Below are 17,654 nucleotides of genomic sequence, written 5' to 3'. Positions count from 1 at the left end.
TCGGACCGAGCCGCGCCGATCGGGTCACCCCTCGTTGGCGACCCACTCGTCCGGCAGGGTGAAGTTCGTGCCGAACTCGGCCGAGCGGTAGCCTTCCCGCTCCGCCGTCACCGTCACTCTCGCCTCGTGACTGGCCCGGCCGCCCCCGATCCAGATGCGTCGGCCGGGCGGGTAGTTCGCCCACGTGATGGTCTCGCCGCCCTGGGTGACGTCGACCCAGGACCACGTGTAGGTGACGTTCGGGTCCTGGTCGACCTCGCAGTGGGTCATCCAGCCGGAGTTCACATAGCCGGGTTCCATCCGGATCGAGCAGCTCGGCTGGGGCACGGTCGGCTGCGGCACCGTGTCGGTGGCGTTGGAGAGCGCCTCGGCCTCGGCGTACCCCGACCGGGCGGCGGTGAGCCTGACCTGGACGGCCTTGCCCACGTCGTCGAGCGCGACGGTGTAGGTGCACGACCCGAGGTTGTCCCGCTCCTCGCCGCCGATGCTCCACAGGCACGCCGTGGTGGTCGGCTGAGGTGTCCAGCCGGTCGCTTCCGCGACGACCTTCTGGCCTACCTGCACCTGCGCCGGGATCGCCACGGTGCCCGGCTGGAACTGGGCCGGGGCCGCGTCCTGCTCCGCGGCCGGCTCGTCGACGGGCGTGGCGACCGGGGAGCTCTCGGGCGACGCCGACGGCTTCGCTTTCGGCTTCTTCGGGGTCGGGCTGGGGCTGGGCTTGTCAGAAGGCTCGGCCGACGGCGAGGCCTCTGCTACCACGCCGGGCGTGTCGTCGGGGGTCAGGAAGTGCACGACTGCCGCTGCGACACCACCGCCGGTCAGCAGCAGACCCGCCGCGACCACGCCGATCATGACCCTGCGCCGGGTCTTGCCCGACGACGCGGGCGCCTCCGGGCGGTCCGGCTCGGCCGCGGCAGCGGACGCCGGTCCCGCGCCCAGCTCCGTGTCCTCGTGGGGCAGACCCAGCCCGGTGTCAACCGCCTCGACATACGGCAGGTCGGCGGCCGACAGACCCGCCGGCGACGGCTCGGCGGGCGGTGGATCCGCTAGCACCGGTTCGGCGAGCGACGCGAGCACCGCCGACGTCGTCGGACGCCTGGTGGGGTCCTTGGCCAGGCACGCACCGACCAGGCCACGCAGGCCCGGCGGCAGGGCAGCGACGTCGGGCTGCTCGTGCACGATCCGGTAGGTGAGCGTCGCGAGGTTGCCCCTCCCGAACGGCGGTGTCCCGGCGGCCGCGAGGTGGGCGACGGCGCCGAGCGACCAGACGTCGGAGGCGGTCGTGACGGTCTCTCCGCGGGCCTGCTCGGGCGACATGAACTGCGGCGTTCCCGGCTGCATGCCCGTGGTGGTCAACGACGTGGCGTCCGAGTCGGAGACGATGCCCATGTCGATCAGCACGGGCCCGGTGGGGCCCAGCAGCACGTTGGCTGGCTTGACGTCGCGGTGGACGAGGCCCTCGCGATGGATCACGTCGAGGGCCTCGGCGAGACCCTTGACGAGCTCGCGGACCGCCGGCTCGGGCAGGCTGCCCAGCTCGGCGATGGCCTGCGCAAGGGTCGGTCCGGGCACGTACTCGGTCGCCAGCCAGGGCTTGGGCGCGTTGACGTCGAAGTCGACGACGGCCGCCATGTAGCGGTTGCGCACCCTCGTCGCGGCAGAGACCTCGCGGGCGAAGCGGGCCCGGAACTCGCGCTCGTCGGTGCGTTCCGGATGGATGACCTTGATCGCCAGCAGCCGGCCGCTCCGGGTGGCTCCGAGGTACACCATGCCCATACCGCCCTGGCCCAGCCGGCCGCGGATCTCGTAGCCGCCGAGCTCGGGCGGGTCAGCCGCCGTGGGCGGCGCGATCTCAGGTGCGCGGACATGTCGCGCCACGTCGGACAGCACGGAGAACTCCCTCGGGTCGGGTGCGCTCACCCGGGCAAGGCTGATCTGCGCGCTCCCCCGGACGGCGGAAGGCAGCGTATCGGAACTGGTCCGAGCGTGATCACACCGGCCTGGTGTTCGCCTGCGGCACGGCGATGATCGTCGCGCCGGGGCGGGGTCAGCCGCCGCTGACGCTCAGCTCGGCCTCGCGCAGCTTCGCCTCGAACTCCTCGGACAGGTCGCGGGAGTCGAGCCAGCCGTACGGGAGGTGCGGCGTCTTCGGCGAACCGGCGCGGCCGCGCGGCCCCTCGGCGTCGTCCCCGGGGTACGGGGCGTCGAGGTCCAGGGCGTCGAGCCGCTCGCGCAGCTCGGCGAGGGTGTCGATCAGGGCGAGCTCGTGGCGCTTCTCGCCGCCCACCGCGTAGCCCTTCAGGTACCAGGCCATGTGCTTGCGCAGGTCGCGCATGGCCTTGCCCTCGTCGCCGTCGAAGTACTCGATCATGAGCTCGCCGTGCCGGTAGATGGTCTCGGCGACCTCGCGCAGGCCCGGCCGGACCCGCAGGTCGGAGCCGTTGAAGGCCGCGGCCAGGTCGGCGAACAGCCACGGCCGGCCCTGGCAGCCCCTGCCGACGACGACGCCGTCGGCGCCCGTCTCCTCGACCATGCGCAGGGCGTCCTCGGCGGACCAGATGTCGCCGTTGCCGAGGACCGGGACCGTGCGGACGGCCTCCTTGAGGCGCGCGACGGCCTCCCACTCGGCCTGCCCGGAGTAGTGCTGCGCGGCGGTCCGGGCGTGCAGCGCGACGGCGGCGACGCCGAGCGACTCCGCGATCTGACCGGCCTCCAGGTAGGTCAGGTGGTCGTCGTCGATGCCCTTGCGCATCTTGATGGTGACGGGCACGCCGTACGGCTCGGCTGCGTCGACGGCGGCCTTCACGATGTCGGTGAAGAGCTGCCGCTTCCAGGGCAGCGCGGCCCCGCCGCCCTTGCGCGTCACCTTGGGCACCGGGCAGCCGAAGTTGAGGTCGACGTGGTCGGCGCGGTCCTCGCCCGCGATGATCTTCACGGCGGCGCCCACGGTGGCCGGGTCCACGCCGTACACCTGGGCTGAGCGCGGCTGCTCGTCCTCGCCGAACGTCACGATCCGCAGCGCCTCGACGTTGCGCTCCACCAGCGCGCGGCTCGTCACCATCTCGGCGACGTACAGGCCCGGATCGAACCCCGTCGACTGTCCCGCCTCACGGCACAGCGTGCGGAAGGCACGGTTCGTGACCCCTGCCATGGGCGCGAGCACCACCGGCGTGGCGACGGTGATGGGCCCGATCTGCAGGGGCTTGAGCAGGGCGGTGGTCGTGTCGAGGGCGGAGGTCACGATGCCATTGTTCCACCTGCGCTGCGACGGGCGGCCGGGTGTGGCGACCTTCACGCCTCGTTGCTCCGAGGTGCCGCCCCATGCTGTAATGAGTCAACGCATTGATTCATTACGGAGGAACCGTGCACGCACTGGTCATCGTGATAGCCCTGGGACTGCCTGTCCTGACAGTCGCCCTCGTCGTGCTGCTGGTCGCCCGCCGGGGTGGCCCGCCGCACGACCTGGACGCCACGGTCGTGGCGGCCCGTGGGCACGAGACGCGTATCTCGGCCGTGGCTGCCACGACGAGCGTCGTGGTGGTCGTCGCCCTCTGGATCGCGGCGGCGACCTGGGGTGAACCCGGCGTGCTGCTCGGTGCGGCGCCCTTCGCCGCGGCACTCGCGTTCAGCCTGGCCCGAGCAGTAGGTGAGGCGCGCTGGCCGCGCCCCACCGGCGACGTCCGCAGCGCACCGCTGGTGCGGCGCGGCCTGCGGGACCAGGGCGGGTGGCGGCTGCCTCTCTTCGCGAGCACGGCGGCGGGGTTGGCCGTCGCTCTCGTGGTGTTCGGGCTGACCGCGGCCGGTGACGGGCGTAGCGTCGAGAGAGTGCTCGACGCCGGTCGTGAGACCCATGGCGCCGGGCCGTACCCCGGCTGGGCGATTGGCGTGCCCGCACTTCTCGTCCTCGGGCTCGCCGTCGGTGCGACGTTCGTGGCGCTGCGCGCCGTGACCCGGCGTCCGCCGATCGGACTGCTCTCCGCGGAGCAGGACGACGCGATCCGGCGCACGTCCGCGGCCCGGGTGCTCGCTGGTGCGCAGCTCTGGGTGGGGCTCGGGGGCGCCGCGTACCTGGCCTTTGCAGCCGGTGCGCTGCTCAGGGTCGACGCACCGGCGGGCGGCCTCGTCTGCCTGCTCCTGGCGCTCGTGGTCTTCGTCGGTTCCGTGGTGATCGCGGTCACGGCGTTGCCCTCTCGGCGCGCCACCGCCGCCCCGGACGCACAGCGCGCCGCCGCGCAGGGGCCCACGGCATGACTGCGCTCCAGGTCGACCTGGCTTCACCGGTACCGGTCTATGAGCAGATCCGGAGCCAGGTCGCGGCGCTGGTCGCGGTGGGCGGCCTGCATCCGGGGGACCGGCTGCCCGCCTCGCGGGACCTGGCCCGGGACCTGGGGATCGCCGTCGGCACCGTGCAGCGGGCCTACCGCGAGCTGGAGGCGAGCGGCGTGGTCACCAGCCGACGCCGCGTGGGGACGGTGGTTGCGGAGCCGCCCGCCGGCGGCCTGCGCGGTGGGTCAGAGCCCGGCGGTGAGCCGCAGCACCCGGCCGACGGTCCGACGTCGGACGCGGGCGGGCTGGTGGACGAGGCACGGGGCTTCGTCGCCCATGCGCGCGAGCAGGGACTGAGCGACGAGGCGGTGCTGGCCCTCGTCCGGGGCGCGCTGCTCCCGGAGCAGCGCGGAGGGTGACCCTGCGGCTCCTGCCGGCCGGGGATTTCATATGGCTGCAGGGTGCACGGTCATTTTGCGACGACGCGGAGGGGTATCGCCCGATTCCGCCGTCGCGGGATCTTTTGCCGATCCTCGCGGGCCTGTCTGTAATGGATCTGCCGGAGCATCGAGGGGCGCGAGGCCACCGGACACGTGGACCGTGCCACCGGGCCGCGTCCGACCGCTATGGGGGTCTCGCGATGCAGACTGAGGACCGCACACAGGAGCGCACGGCGAAGATCAGCGTCGGCACGCTCACCGCGATGGTGGTGGGCTCGATGGTGGGTGCCGGCGTCTTCTCGCTGCCGAGCCGGTTCGCCGGCGAGACCGGAGTGCTCGGCGCCCTCATCTCCTGGGCGATAGCGGGCAGCGGCATGCTCATGCTCGCCTTCGTGTTCCAGCGGCTCGCGATGCGCAAACCCGACCTCGACTCGGGCGTCTACGCCTACGCGAAGGCCGGTTTCGGCGAGTACCTCGGCTTCTTCTCGGCGTTCGGGTACTGGGCCAGCGCGTGCGTCGGCAACGTCACCTACTGGATCCTCATCATGTCGACGGTGGGCGCGATCCTGCCCGTGCTCGGCGAGGGCGACACGCCCGTCGCCTTCCTCGTGTCCTCGGCCTGCGTGTGGGGGTTCTACCTGCTGGTCCGCCGCGGCGTGAAGGAGGCCGCGGCGATCAACCGCATAGTCACCGTCGCCAAGGTGCTGCCGATCATCACGTTCGTGCTCATCGCGGTCTTCCTGCTGGACCCGCAGGTGCTCATGGACAACTTCGAGGGTTACGGCATCACCGGCCCGCTGTTCGACCAGGTGCGCGGCACCATGCTCGCCACGGTCTTCGTCTTCCTCGGGGTGGAGGGCGCCAGCGTCTACTCGCGGCATGCGCGGCGCCGGGAGGACGTCGGACGGGCAACCGTCCTCGGCTTTCTCATGGTGCTCGCGATCTTCGCCTCGGTGACCATCGTGTCCTACGGCATCCTGCCGATGGAGGAGCTCGCCCAGCTGCGTCAGCCGTCCATGGCGGGCGTGCTGGAGGCGGCAGTGGGCGGCTGGGGCGCCGTCTTCGTCAGCATCGGCCTGATCGTCTCGGTGCTGGGCGCCTACCTGGCCTGGACGCTCATGTCGTCGGAGGTGCTGTACGTCGCGGCGAAGGACCGGGACATGCCGCGGTTCCTCGCCCGGTCGGACGCGAACGACGTGCCCCGGGCGGCGCTCCTGCTGACCACCGCGCTCATCCAGGTGGTCCTGGTCGTCACCCTGCTGTCCGACGACGCGTTCACCTTCGCGCTGGACCTCACCAGCGCGCTCTCGCTGATCCCGTTCCTGCTCGCCGCGGGCTACGCGCTCAAGCTGGCCCTGGGCCGGGGTGGCCCGGCGGCCGGGAGCCCCACGGTGCGCGACCTCGTGATCGCGGCGCTCGCCGTCCTGTACACGGCGTTCCTGCTCTTCGCGGCCGGGCTGACGTTCGTGCTGCTGTCGTTCGTGATCTACGCCCCGGCGACGGTCCTCTTCGTGATGACCCGCCGCGAGCAGGGCCGGCGGGTGTTCAGCAGGGGCGAGCTGGTGATCTTCGTCGTCTCCGTGGTCGGCGGGGTGGCCGGCGTCGTCGCGCTCGCGACGGGCGCGATCTCCATCTAGGGAAGGCACACGATGACCATCCACAGCAGCGACACACCACAACCCTGGGCGTCACTACCCTCTGCGGCACTACCCGAGGCGCCACGACCCTCGGAGCCACTACCCTCGGCGTCCTACGGAGTGCACTCCGAGGTGGGACGCCTCCGCAAGGTGCTCGTCTGCCGGCCGGGCCTCGCCCACCGGCGGCTCACCCCGACCACCTCGGACGACCTGCTCTTCGACGACGTGCTCTGGGTGGACCGGGCGATCGAGCACCACGCGGGGTTCGTCGCCGACCTGCGGTCCCGCGGCGTCGACGTCGTCGAGCTGCACGACGTCCTCGCCGAGACCGTACGGGTGCCCGGGGCGCGGGACTGGCTGCTGGACCGCAAGATCGTCCCCGGCATCGTCGGGCCGGGGCTGATCGACGCGACCCGCGACTTCCTCGAGGACCTGGTGGCGGAGCAGCTCGCCGAGTACCTGATCGGCGGGCTGGCGACGCACGACGTGCCCGACCTGCCGGCGTCGTACCGCTCGCTGGCGGAGTACACGGCCGACTCGCGCGAGTACCTGATGGCGCCCGTGCCCAACACGCTGTTCACGCGCGACACCACCTGCTGGCTCTACGACGGGGTCACGCTCAACCCGCTGTACTGGCCCGCGCGGCACGACGAGACGCTGCTGATGAAGGCCGTCTACGAGTTCCACCCCGACTTCGTCGGGTCGACCGTTTGGTGGGGCGACCCCGAGACCGACCATCAGCGCGCGACGCTGGAGGGCGGCGACGTCATGCCCGTGGGCAACGGCACGGTGCTCGTCGGCATGAGCGAGCGCACGTCACGGCAGGCGATCACCCAGCTCGCGGCGGCCCTGTTCGAGGGCGGCGCGGCCGAGCGGGTGGTCGTGGCGGGCATGCCCAAGCTGCGCGCGGCCATGCACCTGGACACCGTCATGACGTTCGCCGACGTCGACACGGTCACCGTCTACCCGCGCATCGTGGGCTCCATCCACCCGTTCGTGCTGCGCCCGGGGGCAGGCGGCGACGTGTCGGTCACCGACGAGGGAAGCACGACGTTCCTGGAGGTCGTCGCCCGGGAGACCGGGCTGGGCTCGCTGCAGGTCATCGAGACCGGCGGCGACGTCTACGAGTCCGAGCGGCAGCAGTGGGACAGCGGCAACAACGCGGTGGCGGTCGAGCCGGGCGTGGTCTACACGTACGACCGGAACACCACCACGAACGACCTGCTGCGCAAGGCAGGCGTCGAGGTGATCGAGATCGCCGGCGCGGAGCTGGGCCGCGGACGTGGGGGCGGGCACTGCATGACCTGCCCGATCATCCGCGACCCGGCAACCTGACCGGACGCTCGACCAGCGGGATGTCAGGCGCGCAGCCACACCGTCGTGTCCGACGGCACGGCCCGTACGCCGTCCGACGTCGTGAGGTCGCCCGACGCCACCAGCACCTCCGCCTCGGCAGGCAGCGTGAGCGCGGCCTCGCCCAGGTTGCTGACCACCACGACGCCGGACACCTGGAAGGAGACGACGTCAGGGGACGCGGCCAGCGCGTCGACCCACGCGAGCCCCGCCGTGCCGATCTTCTCGGCCCGGCGCAGCTCGAGCGCCGTCCGGTACATCTCGTAGGTAGAGCCCGCGACGCCGTACTGCCGGTCGGCGGCGAGGTCGGCGTAGACGCCGGGCTGCGGCAGCCAGGTCTTGCCGGTCGGGCCGAACCCGTTGCCCGGCGCGCCGCCGACCCAGGGCAGCGGCACGCGGCAGCCGTCCCGGCCGGGCTCGGCGCCGTCGGTCCGGAAGAACGACGGGTCCTGGCGTACCTCGGCGGGCAGCGCGGTGTGGTCCGGCAGTCCCAGCTCCTCGCCCTGGTACAGGTACGCGGAGCCCGGCAGGCCGAGCATCAGCAGCGTCGCGGCGCGGGCCCGGCGCAGGCCGAGCTCGGCGTCGGGCTGCGGGTCGGTCGCCGCGATGCCGTTGAGCTGGCGGCCGCCGATCTCGGCCAGGCCGAAGCGTGAGGCGTGCCGCACGACGTCATGGTTGGACAGCACCCACGTGGTCGGCGCGCCGACGGCGTCCATGGTGCCGAGCGACACGTCGACGACCGTGCGCATCTTCGCCGCGTCCCACGGGGCGGTGAGGAACGAGAAGTTGAACGCCTGGTGCATCTCGTCGGGCCGCACGTAGCGGGCCAGGCGGCTCAGCGGCTCCACCCAGGCCTCGGCCACGAGGCAGCGGTCACCCGGGTACTCGGCGAGGACGCCGTGCCAGGAGCGGTAGATCTCGTGCACGCCGTCCTGGTCGAACATCGGGCCCTGGTTGCCGGCCCCGGTGGAACCGTCGTCCGGCTCGGCGGCATTCGCCGCGGGCCCGTCGACGGTGCCCTCGACCATGGCGGCCCGGCCGTCCCAGTCCGGCAGGCCGGGCGCCTTGATCATGCCGTGCGCGACGTCGACGCGGAACCCGTCCACGCCCCGGTCGAGCCAGAACCGCAGCACGTCCTCGAGCTCGGCGCGGACCTCGGGGTTCTCCCAGTTCAGGTCCGGCTGCGAGGTGTCGAACAGGTGCAGGTACCACTGCGGGCCCAGGGGGCCGTCATCGGAGCGCGGGGTCAGGCGGGTCCAGGCCGGGCCACCGAAGATCGACTGCCAGTTGTTCGGCGGCTCGTCCCCGGCCGGGCCGCGCCCGTCGCGGAACATGTAGCGCTCGCGCGCCGCCGAGCCGGGCGCCGCGGCCAGTGCCTCCTGGAACCAGACGTGCTGGTCGGAGGAGTGGTTGGGCACCAGGTCCACGATGATCTTGAGGTCCCGCTCGTGGGCGCCGGCGAGCATCTCGTCGAAGTCCGCGAGCGTGCCGAAGAGCGGGTCGATGTCGCGGTAGTCGGCGACGTCGTAGCCCGCGTCCTTCTGCGGGGAGCGGTAGAACGGGCTCAGCCAGACGGCGTCGACCCCGAGCTGCTTCAGGTGGTCCAGCTTGGCGGTGACGCCCGGCAGGTCGCCGATCCCGTCGCCGTTGCCGTCCGCGAACGAGCGCGGGTACACCTGGTAGATCACCGCGTCGCGCCACCACTCGCCGCTTGCGGCGGGCGTGTGGACGAGGGTCCCGGCGGTGAGGTCGTCGATGGTCAGCAGGGGGGTGCGGGTCACGTGTCGCGTCCTCGAAGTTCGGGGTTATGTCGGATGTAACGCTTGCAGAAAGCGTACGGGAGATTCAACCCCGTCCGACCACGCCCACAGCGAACTTCAGGGCCGCGGGGCCGCACCCGTCGAGCCACGGACCACCAGCTCCGGCGTGAAGAGGAGCTCCGAGCGGGGGGCGCGTTCCCCGTGGATCTCGGTGAGCAGGGCGCTGACGGCGGCGTGCGCCATGTCGGCGACCGGCTGGCGCACCGTCGTCAGCGGGGGGTCGGTGAACGCGACCAGCGGCGAGTCGTCGTACCCCACGACGCTCACGTCGTCGGGCACGGAGAGGCCGCGCGAGTGGGCGGCGCGGATGGCGCCGAGCGCCATCAGGTCGGATCCGCAGACGACGGCGGTGTGGCCGCCGTCGAACAGGTCGCCGGCCGCCGCCTGGCCGCCCTCCAGCGTGTAGAGGGTCAGCGCCACGTGCTCGCGCGCCTCCTGCTCGGTGGCCGCGAGGCCGTGCCGGACGAGCTGTGCGGCGAACGCCTCGATCTTGCGCTTGGCCGGCACGAACCGGTCGGGGCCGATCGCCATGCCGATGCTGCGGTGGCCCAGCGCGACCAGGTGGCGGACGGAGAGCTCGACGCTCGCGGCGTCGTCGGGGGAGACGAACGGGGCGTCGATGCCCGCGGCGTACCCGTTGATCAGCACGATCGGCAGGCCGCGCCCGCGCAGCCGCTGGTAGCGCTCGGTGGACGCCCGGGTGTCGGCGTGCTTGCCGGACACGAAGACGATGCCGTCCACGGCGTGGTCGATCAGCGTCTCGACGTACTCGTCCTCGGTGGTGCCGCCGGGCGACTGCGTGCAGAGCAGCGGCGTGTAGCCGCGCGACGCGAGCTGTGACTCGATGGCCTGCGCGAACGCGGGGAACACCGGGTTGGACAGCTCGGGGACCACGAGGCCGATGAGGCCGGCGGGCCGGGCGCGCAGCGCGGACGGGCGCTCGTAGCCGAGCACGTCCAGGGCGGCGAGCACCGCCTGACGCGTCTCGCCGGCCACGCCGGGCTTGCCGTTGAGCACGCGCGACACGGTCGCGGTGGAGACCCCTGCTTGCTCGGCGAGGTCGGTCAGTCGGGTGCGCACGCCTGGCAGCCTAAGTGACATACGACCTCCTCGTCCCCGGGCGTTCGCGGGTGTCGGCGCCGCGTTTCCGCCTCGTCGCCTGCCAGCCGTTGCAAGCGTTGCTGAAACTTTATCGCAACGCCTTGCAAGATTGTCCAGTCCGGCCTTACGGTTCGTGGCATCCAAACCAGGCCCGACGTCGGGCCGCGAACCACCGGGAGTGACGATGCGACGGAGCATCCTGACCGCCGCTGCGCTGACCGCGACGCTGGCGCTGGCCGCCTGCTCGGGCGGCGCGGAGGAACCAGCGGCCGAGGAGTCGGCCGCACCGAACGGCGAGGGCGCCACCCTCACCGTCTGGGTCGACGAGACCCGCCAGGCCGCCGTCGAGGACGCCGCGGCGGGCTTCGAGGAGTCCACGGGCGCCGAGGTGGAGGTGGTCCTGAAGAACTTCGAGGACATCCGCCCCGACTTCCTGGCCCAGGTGCCCACGGGCAAGGGCCCGGACATCACCGTCGGCGCGCACGACTGGCTGGGTGAGCTCACGACCAACGGCGTGGTGGCCCCGATCGAGCTCGGCGACACGGCCGCCGCGTTCGAGCCGGTCTCCGTCTCGGCCTTCACGCAGGACGGCCAGGTCTACGGCCTGCCCTACGCCGTGGAGAACATCGCACTCATCCGGAACACGGAGCTCGCCCCCGAGGCGCCCGCCACCTGGGACGACGCGATCGCGGCCGGCAAGGACTCCGGCACGAAGTATCCGCTGCTGATCCAGACCTCGACCGAGGGCGACCCCTACACCTACTACCCGCTGCAGACGTCGTTCGGCGCCCCGGTGTTCGAGCAGAACGAGGACGGCTCCTACCAGCCCGAGCTCGCGCTCGGTGGCGACGGCGGCACGAAGTTCGCGGAGTGGCTGGCCGAGCAGGGCGAGGCCGGCGTGCTGAGCACCGACGTCACCTACGACATCGCGCTGGCGGCCTTCGCCAAGGGCGAGTCGCCGTACATCGTCGGCGGCCCGTGGATGCTGGAGTCGTTCGGCGACCTCGACCTGGCGATCGACCCCATCCCGAGCGCCGGCGGCGAGCCCGCCCAGCCGTTCGTGGGCGTGGCCGGCTTCTACGTGAGCGCGCAGAGCGAGAACGCGCTGCTCGCCAACGACTTCCTGGTCAACCACATGGCCACGCCCGAGGCGCAGCTCGCGCTCTACGAGGCGGGTGACCGCCCGCCGGCCCTGATCGAGGCCGCCGACACCGCGTCGGAGGACCCGATCACCGCGGGCTTCCGTGAGGTCGGGGCCGACGCCGTCCCGATGCCGTCGCTCCCCGAGATGGGCGCCGTGTGGGCCTACTGGGGCGTCACCGAGGCCGCGATCATCTCCGGCAAGTCCGACCCGGCCGAGGGCTGGGACAAGATGGTCGCCGACATCCAGGGCGAGATCGGCTGATGTCGTCGCCTGCGATCCGGGGCTCCGGCCGGACCGGCTGGAGCCCCGGGTTTCTCGTCAAGCTCGCCCTGATCGCGCTGGTCGACGCCCTGGGCGTCTACGCGGTGCTGGCCGCCTGGGCCGCCGACTCGTGGGGCCTGCTCGTCGCGATGGTGGCGCTGCTGCTCGTGGCGAACTGGGCCTATTTCTCCAAGCGTGCGCTGCCCCTGAAGTACATCCTGCCGGGCCTGGCCTTCCTGCTCGTCTACCAGGTGTACGTCGTGGCCTACACGGGCTACGTCGCGTTCACCAACTACGGCGACGGGCACAACAGCACCAAGGAGCAGGCCATCGAGGCGCTCCTGGTGCAGAACGAGCGCCGGGTGGAGGGTTCGCCATCCTCGCCACTGACGGTCGTGGCCGACGGCGACTCGCTCGGCTTCGCGATCGTCTCGCCCGAGGGCGTGGTCGAGGCGGGCACGGCCGACGAGCCGCTCGCGGTGGTGGACGGCGCCACCGTGTCGGGCGGCCAGGTGACGGCGCTGCCCGGCTACGAGGTGCTGGAGTACGCGGCGGTCCTGGAACGGCAGCAGGAGGTCACCGACCTGCGGGTGCCCGTCTCCGAGGACCCGAACGACGGCTCGGTCCGCACGCAGGACGCCCGCACCGGCTACGTCTTCACGTCCACGCTGACGTACGACCCGGCGTCCGACACCATGACCGACACGACGGCCGGCGTGACCTACACGCCCAACGACGACGGCCAGTTCGAGGCCGCCGACGGGACCACCCTGCCGGTGGGCTGGCGCGTGCTCGTGGGGCTGGACAACTTCGTCACCGCGTTCGGCGACGACCGCTACGCCGGACCGTTCGGCAAGATCCTGCTCTGGACGTTCGCGTTCGCGGTGATCTCGGTCGCGTCCACGTTCCTGCTCGGCCTGTTCCTGGCGATCGCGTTCAACGACGCACGGCTGCGCGGACGGCGGGTCTACCGCACGCTCGTGATCCTCCCGTACGCGATCCCCGGGTTCCTCGCGGCCCTGCTGTGGTCGGGCCTGCTGAACCGGTCGTACGGGTTCGTCAACGAGGTGCTGTTCGGTGGGGCGTCGATCCCGTGGCTCACCGATCCGGTCCTCGCGAAGTTCGCGGTGCTCGGCGTGAACCTGTGGCTGGGCTTCCCGTACATGTTCCTCATCTGCACGGGCGCGCTGCAGTCGCTCCCGGGCGACGTGCTGGAGGCCGCGAAGATCGACGGCGCGGGCCGGTGGCGCACCTGGCGGTCCATCACCCTGCCGCTGCTCCTGGTCGCGACAGCGCCGCTGCTCATCTCCAGCTTCGCGTTCAACTTCAACAACTTCACGCTGATCTACATGCTCACCGGGGGCGGGCCACGGTTCGACGACGCCTCGGTGCCGCTCGGGCACACCGACATCCTGATCTCGATGGTCTACTCGGTCTCCGGGCTCGACGGGACCGCGGCGAAGGACTACGGCCTGGCCAGCGCCCTGTCGATAGTCATCTTCGTGGTGGTCGCGACCATCTCCGCCCTCGCGTTCCGGCGCACCCGCTCGCTCGAGGAGATCGCCTGATGAGCACGACGATTCCCCAGGCCCGCCCGGCGGCCCCGCCCCGGCAGCCCCTGGCCCGCCGGACCACGCCGGGCCGCTGGTTCTCCGACCTCGGCTGGCGCCACCTGGTCGGCGTCCTCGCCGTCGTCTACGCGGGCTTCCCGCTCGTCTACGTCGTCTCGGCCTCCCTGGCCGACGGCGGCACCCTGACCGGCTCCAACGACCTGTTCGCGTCGGTGTCGGGTGCCAACTACGTGGCGCTCGGGGGCACGAAGTTCTGGACCTGGATGGCCAACACCCTCGTGGTGGCGGTCGCGACCGGCGTCGGCACGGTGCTCATGGGCGCCGCGGCGGCCTACGCCTTCTCGCGGTTCCGGTTCAGCGGGCGCCGGGTGGGGCTCACGGCCCTGCTGGTGATCCAGATGTTCCCGCAGATGCTCGCGTTCGTGGCGATCTTCCTGCTGCTCATCTCGCTGGGCAACGTCGTGCCGGTGCTCGGCCTGGACTCCAAGCTGTCGCTGATCTGCGTGTACCTCGGCGGCGCGCTGGGCGTGAACACGTTCCTCATGTACGGGTTCTTCAACACGGTGCCGCGCGAGATCGACGAGGCCGCGAAGATCGACGGCGCCTCGCACGCGCAGATCTACTGGACCATCGTGCTGCGCCTGACCGCGCCGATCCTCGCCGTGGTGGGGCTGCTCAGCTTCATCAGCACGTTCGGCGAGTTCATCATCGCGCGCGTGCTGCTGCAGTCGGAGGAGAACTGGACGCTCGCCGTGGGCCTCTACGGCTGGGTGTCGTCGCTGCAGGACGCCAACTGGGGCCTGTTCACGGCGGGCGCCGTCGTCTCGGCGGTGCCGGTGCTCGCGCTGTTCCTGTTCCTGCAGAAATACATAGTGGGCGGTCTGACGGCGGGGTCGGTCAAGGGCTGAGGCAGGGCTGAGGCGACGGTCGGCGCGGGTGAAACAGTTAAGTGCTCACCCGGGCCTTGACCCGGTGCCCTGCTACCGAGCAGGATCGCGGGCCGCGGGTCAACGACGCCCGCCGACTGTCAGGAGCCAGGATGAGAGCGTTGCCAGCAGGGGGAACCACCACCGCTTCCGCGAACCGACGTGGCGGGGGACGTCTCACACAGGGCTGGCGGGCACTCGCCGCGGGCCTGTTCGCCGTCGCCGTGGCCATCACCGCGGTCCCGGCCACCGGCGCGGCACAGGCCGCCACGACCGGCCCGGCCACCTCGGCGTCCGACAGCGCGGCCAGCCAGGCGCACACCGCCGGCCGCGTCAAGGCCAGTGGCGACAGCCTCCTGTACAGCTGGCCGGGCGTGTACTTCGAGGGCCGGTTCCGGGGGACCGGGGTGGGGATCGTGCTCAACGACTCGGCCGCCGACTACGACGTCCAGATCGACGGCGCAACGGTCGCCACCCTCGTGCAGCCGGGGCGGACCACCCGGTGGGTCAACGGCCTGCGCGACGCCGAGCACACGGTGCGGCTCGTGAAGCGCAACGAGAGCCAGTGGGTGGGCAGCGAGTTCGGCGGGTTCGTCGCGGCCTCGGGCGGCGCGATCCTCAGCAAGCCGGCGGCCCGCAGCCGGCAGATCGAGTTCATCGGCGACTCGCTGACCGTCGGCTACGGCAACACGTCGGGCACCAGGGACTGCTCCGGCGACCAGGTGAACCGCACCACCAACACCGACCGCAGCTACGGCGCGGTGACGGCGCGCGGGCTGGGCGCCGACTACCAGGTCAACGCGTTCTCCGGCAAGGGGATGGTGCGCAACTACAACGGCGGCGACGCCGGCAACCACTACCGCGCCTACTACGACCGGGCACTGCTGCACGTGCCGGGCGACGTCTGGAGCCCCGGCACCTGGCGGCCGCGGCTCGTCGTGGTCTACCTCGGCACCAACGACTTCTCGACCGAGCTCAACCCCGGCGAGCCGTGGTCCTCGAGAGACAGCCTCGCCGCCGCCTACCGCACCGCCTACGGCGAGTTCGTGCAGAAGCTGCGGAACCGCTACGGCAGCGAAACGACCATCGTGGCCGTCGGCTCGGGCTCGTTCGCGAACGACGTGCAGCGGGTCGTGCAGGACCGGAACGGCGCGGGCGACAGCCGGGTCCGGTACTGGTTCCTCGACAGCAACGGCCTGGACTTCCAGGGGTGCCATTACCACTTCTCCGCCGCCGACCACCAGGTCGTCGCAGGTCGGTTCAGGACGTTCGTCGACGGCCTGGGAGTGCGCTGGTAAGCCGGGCGGTCACCCGTTCCTTCGGTGTGTTGATCCGGACTTTTCGGCGCTTTCGAATCGATTTTCGTTGGCAGTGATGCCTTTGACCGAAAAGACCGAAAACCATTGCGGTGTCCAGGTCTCGGATGTTTCACTGTTTCGGCCGTTCGCTATGACCGATTCGCGATGACCGATATCGAGGAGATTCGACGTGGAAGCTCTGACAGCGTGTCTGTGAACTGTGATGTCCACGGACATCGCCCTTCTCGGGCGCCCTCCGGTTCAGGCCACTGGTGCGGTCTGAACAGGGGTTCCTGCGTCGTCCGGACTGGTTTCACCCACACGAGTGTGTGGGCCAGTGCCGTCCCGTCGGCAGGCATTGATCACGGGGCCGGCTGCTTGACGGTCCCCGTCCCGGGCTCCACCACGCCCACCACCGTCTATGACGGCGGGGGTGTGGTCCTGCGCCCAGGCGGCGAGGTTAGCGGCGGCATTCAGGTCCCGGTCCCGGACCAGGCCGCAGTGACCGCACGTGTAGATGCGGTCCTTGAGGGTCAGGTCGAGCTTGACCTGCCCGCAGGACGAGCAGATCTTGGACGACGCGAACCACCGGTCCGCCACCACGATCTGCCCATGACGCCACTTCTGTTTGTAGGTGATCTGGCGGGCCAGCTCACCCCACGCCGCATCACCGACCGCACGCGCGAGACGTCGGTTGGACATGATGCCGGTGATGTTCAGGTCTTCCAGGACCAGCCGGTCGTGGGTCTTGACCAGCTGGTTGGAGACCTGATGCAGGAAGTGCTGCCGGGTGTCCCGCACCCGGAGATGATGTCTCGCCAGGCGCGTGCGCGCCTTGCGCTGGTTGGCGGAACCGCGCATCTTGCGCGACACGGCTCGTGCCAGACGCCGCTGCTGACGCAGCCGGGTGGTCAGGATCTTGGGCGCCTGGACGCGCAGGGTCTCGGTCCCATCACGGGTTCCGGCGACGCCGAGGGCGTGCAGGCCACGGTCGACACCGACCCAACCGGTTGCGTCGTCGTCCACGCGGGTGGGGTGCCGGACGGCGGGGTGCAGGTCAGCGGCCTCGATCGTGACCGACACCCACCACCTGCGGACCCCGTGGGTAACAGTGGCCTGCAGGATCCGGGCCCGACCCGTGGTGATCATCCGGCGCAGACGCCGGGTGTCCTCCTGGACCCGGATGGTGCCGAGCTTCGGCAGGGTCACCGACCGTGGTCGGTCCGCGGCTCCGACCCGGATCGAGGACCGCTTGCCGTGAGTCTTGTTCCGGATCCGGAACGACCCGCCTGTGCGTGTCTTCTTCTTGAAGCGAGGATGGCCGATCGGGCGGCCCCTGCGCTTCTCGGACCGGGATGCGGTCCACGCGGCCAGGCCACGACCGACGTCGACCGCACCTTCCTCAAGCACCTCCGCCGAGACCTCGCTCCGCCAGGCCAGCCCGGTCACCTCGACCTCGGCGACACCGTGACCCGTGATGAGGAAGCGCCGCCCGGCGGCCTCGGACCGCTTCCACTGATTGAACGCGTTGATCAGGCTGAACCGCGACCACGGCACCTCGGCCCGAGCCCGGTCCACGGCGTCGGTGCCGGCACCGCGACGGCTGAGGGTGCGGTGGTGTTCGCGGGCGTCCAGGTGCAGCCGAAGGCACTGGTTGTACGCGAACCGGGCCGCACCCACATGGCGTGCAAGTGCCACCGACTGCTCGACCGTGGGGTCGAGGCAGAACCGGAAGGTGGTGTGCCGAGCCATGCCGTGAACGCTAGACCGAGACACTGACATCGACCCGAGCGAGGACACATGCCAAGTTCACAGACGTTGAGAGAGGCACCAGCCC

General features: G+C 71.3%; 13 protein-coding genes. 8 read left to right on the top strand and 5 right to left on the bottom strand.

All coding sequences use genetic code 11. The annotated features are described in order from the left end of the window. Window positions 1-24: 24 nt before the first annotated feature. Together ACFO6V_RS09745 and dusB are read right to left on the bottom strand one after the other, a co-directional pair. Complete coding sequence (locus ACFO6V_RS09745; protein ID WP_377134673.1) at window positions 25-1,920, bottom strand: serine/threonine-protein kinase; 1,896 nt, start codon at window positions 1,918-1,920, stop codon at window positions 25-27. A gap of 127 nt (window positions 1,921-2,047) precedes the next feature. After that, window positions 2,048-3,241: a tRNA dihydrouridine synthase DusB gene (gene dusB / locus ACFO6V_RS09740; RefSeq protein ID WP_377134671.1), complete on the bottom strand. Its 1,194-nt coding sequence runs from the start codon at window positions 3,239-3,241 to the stop codon at window positions 2,048-2,050. 122 nt (window positions 3,242-3,363) lie between these two features. Here dusB and ACFO6V_RS09735 point away from each other — a divergent pair, with 122 nt between their 5' ends. From ACFO6V_RS09735 to ACFO6V_RS09720, 4 genes are all read left to right on the top strand, one after another. Next, window positions 3,364-4,251, top strand: coding sequence for a hypothetical protein (locus ACFO6V_RS09735; RefSeq protein ID WP_377134669.1), 888 nt, complete (start codon window positions 3,364-3,366; stop codon window positions 4,249-4,251). Next, window positions 4,248-4,685 (top strand): GntR family transcriptional regulator, encoded by a 438-nt coding sequence (locus tag ACFO6V_RS09730; RefSeq protein ID WP_377134667.1) that lies wholly within the window; start codon window positions 4,248-4,250, stop codon window positions 4,683-4,685. Before ACFO6V_RS09735 ends, ACFO6V_RS09730 begins: the two co-directional genes overlap by 4 nt. A 221-nt stretch (window positions 4,686-4,906) precedes the next feature. Then, on the top strand, window positions 4,907-6,343 hold the full coding sequence (locus ACFO6V_RS09725; RefSeq protein ID WP_377134665.1) for a basic amino acid/polyamine antiporter: 1,437 nt from the start codon (window positions 4,907-4,909) through the stop codon (window positions 6,341-6,343). 120 nt (window positions 6,344-6,463) lie between these two features. After that, window positions 6,464-7,678 (top strand): arginine deiminase, encoded by a 1,215-nt coding sequence (locus ACFO6V_RS09720; protein ID WP_377134663.1) that lies wholly within the window; start codon window positions 6,464-6,466, stop codon window positions 7,676-7,678. Between the two features lie 23 nt (window positions 7,679-7,701). On the opposite strand, the gene ACFO6V_RS09715 is transcribed toward ACFO6V_RS09720, so the two are convergent. Together ACFO6V_RS09715 and ACFO6V_RS09710 are read right to left on the bottom strand one after the other, a co-directional pair. Further along, window positions 7,702-9,477: a glycoside hydrolase family 13 protein gene (locus tag ACFO6V_RS09715; protein WP_377134661.1), complete on the bottom strand. Its 1,776-nt coding sequence runs from the start codon at window positions 9,475-9,477 to the stop codon at window positions 7,702-7,704. Between the two features lie 96 nt (window positions 9,478-9,573). Further along, entirely contained in the window at window positions 9,574-10,617 is a 1,044-nt protein-coding gene (locus tag ACFO6V_RS09710; RefSeq protein WP_377134659.1) for a LacI family DNA-binding transcriptional regulator, read from the bottom strand. 184 nt (window positions 10,618-10,801) lie between these two features. On the opposite strand from ACFO6V_RS09710, the gene ACFO6V_RS09705 reads away from it, so the two are divergent. The 4 genes from ACFO6V_RS09705 to ACFO6V_RS09690 all read left to right on the top strand — a co-directional run bounded on the left by ACFO6V_RS09705 (window position 10,802) and on the right by ACFO6V_RS09690 (window position 15,817). After that, window positions 10,802-12,022, top strand: coding sequence for a sugar ABC transporter substrate-binding protein (locus ACFO6V_RS09705; protein WP_377134657.1), 1,221 nt, complete (start codon window positions 10,802-10,804; stop codon window positions 12,020-12,022). Next, window positions 12,022-13,590 carry an ABC transporter permease subunit gene (locus ACFO6V_RS09700; RefSeq protein WP_377134655.1) on the top strand — a complete coding sequence of 523 codons (1,569 nt, stop codon included), beginning with the start codon at window positions 12,022-12,024 and terminating at the stop codon, window positions 13,588-13,590. The genes ACFO6V_RS09705 and ACFO6V_RS09700 overlap by 1 nt, the downstream gene beginning before the upstream one ends. After that, entirely contained in the window at window positions 13,590-14,501 is a 912-nt protein-coding gene (locus ACFO6V_RS09695) for a sugar ABC transporter permease (RefSeq protein ID WP_377134653.1), read from the top strand. The genes ACFO6V_RS09700 and ACFO6V_RS09695 overlap by 1 nt, the downstream gene beginning before the upstream one ends. A gap of 131 nt (window positions 14,502-14,632) precedes the next feature. Further along, window positions 14,633-15,817 carry an SGNH/GDSL hydrolase family protein gene (locus ACFO6V_RS09690; protein ID WP_377134651.1) on the top strand — a complete coding sequence of 395 codons (1,185 nt, stop codon included), beginning with the start codon at window positions 14,633-14,635 and terminating at the stop codon, window positions 15,815-15,817. A 261-nt stretch (window positions 15,818-16,078) separates the two neighbouring features. On the opposite strand, the gene ACFO6V_RS09685 is transcribed toward ACFO6V_RS09690, so the two are convergent. Next, window positions 16,079-17,569, bottom strand: a complete 1,491-nt coding sequence (locus ACFO6V_RS09685; RefSeq protein ID WP_377134649.1) for an RNA-guided endonuclease InsQ/TnpB family protein — start codon at window positions 17,567-17,569, stop codon at window positions 16,079-16,081. Window positions 17,570-17,654 lie beyond the last annotated feature (85 nt).

Origin of the sequence: Promicromonospora alba (genome assembly GCF_042654905.1) — a bacterium.
GTDB lineage: Bacteria > Actinomycetota > Actinomycetes > Actinomycetales > Cellulomonadaceae > Promicromonospora > Promicromonospora alba.
This window is presented reverse-complemented; position numbering and strand designations above follow the sequence as displayed.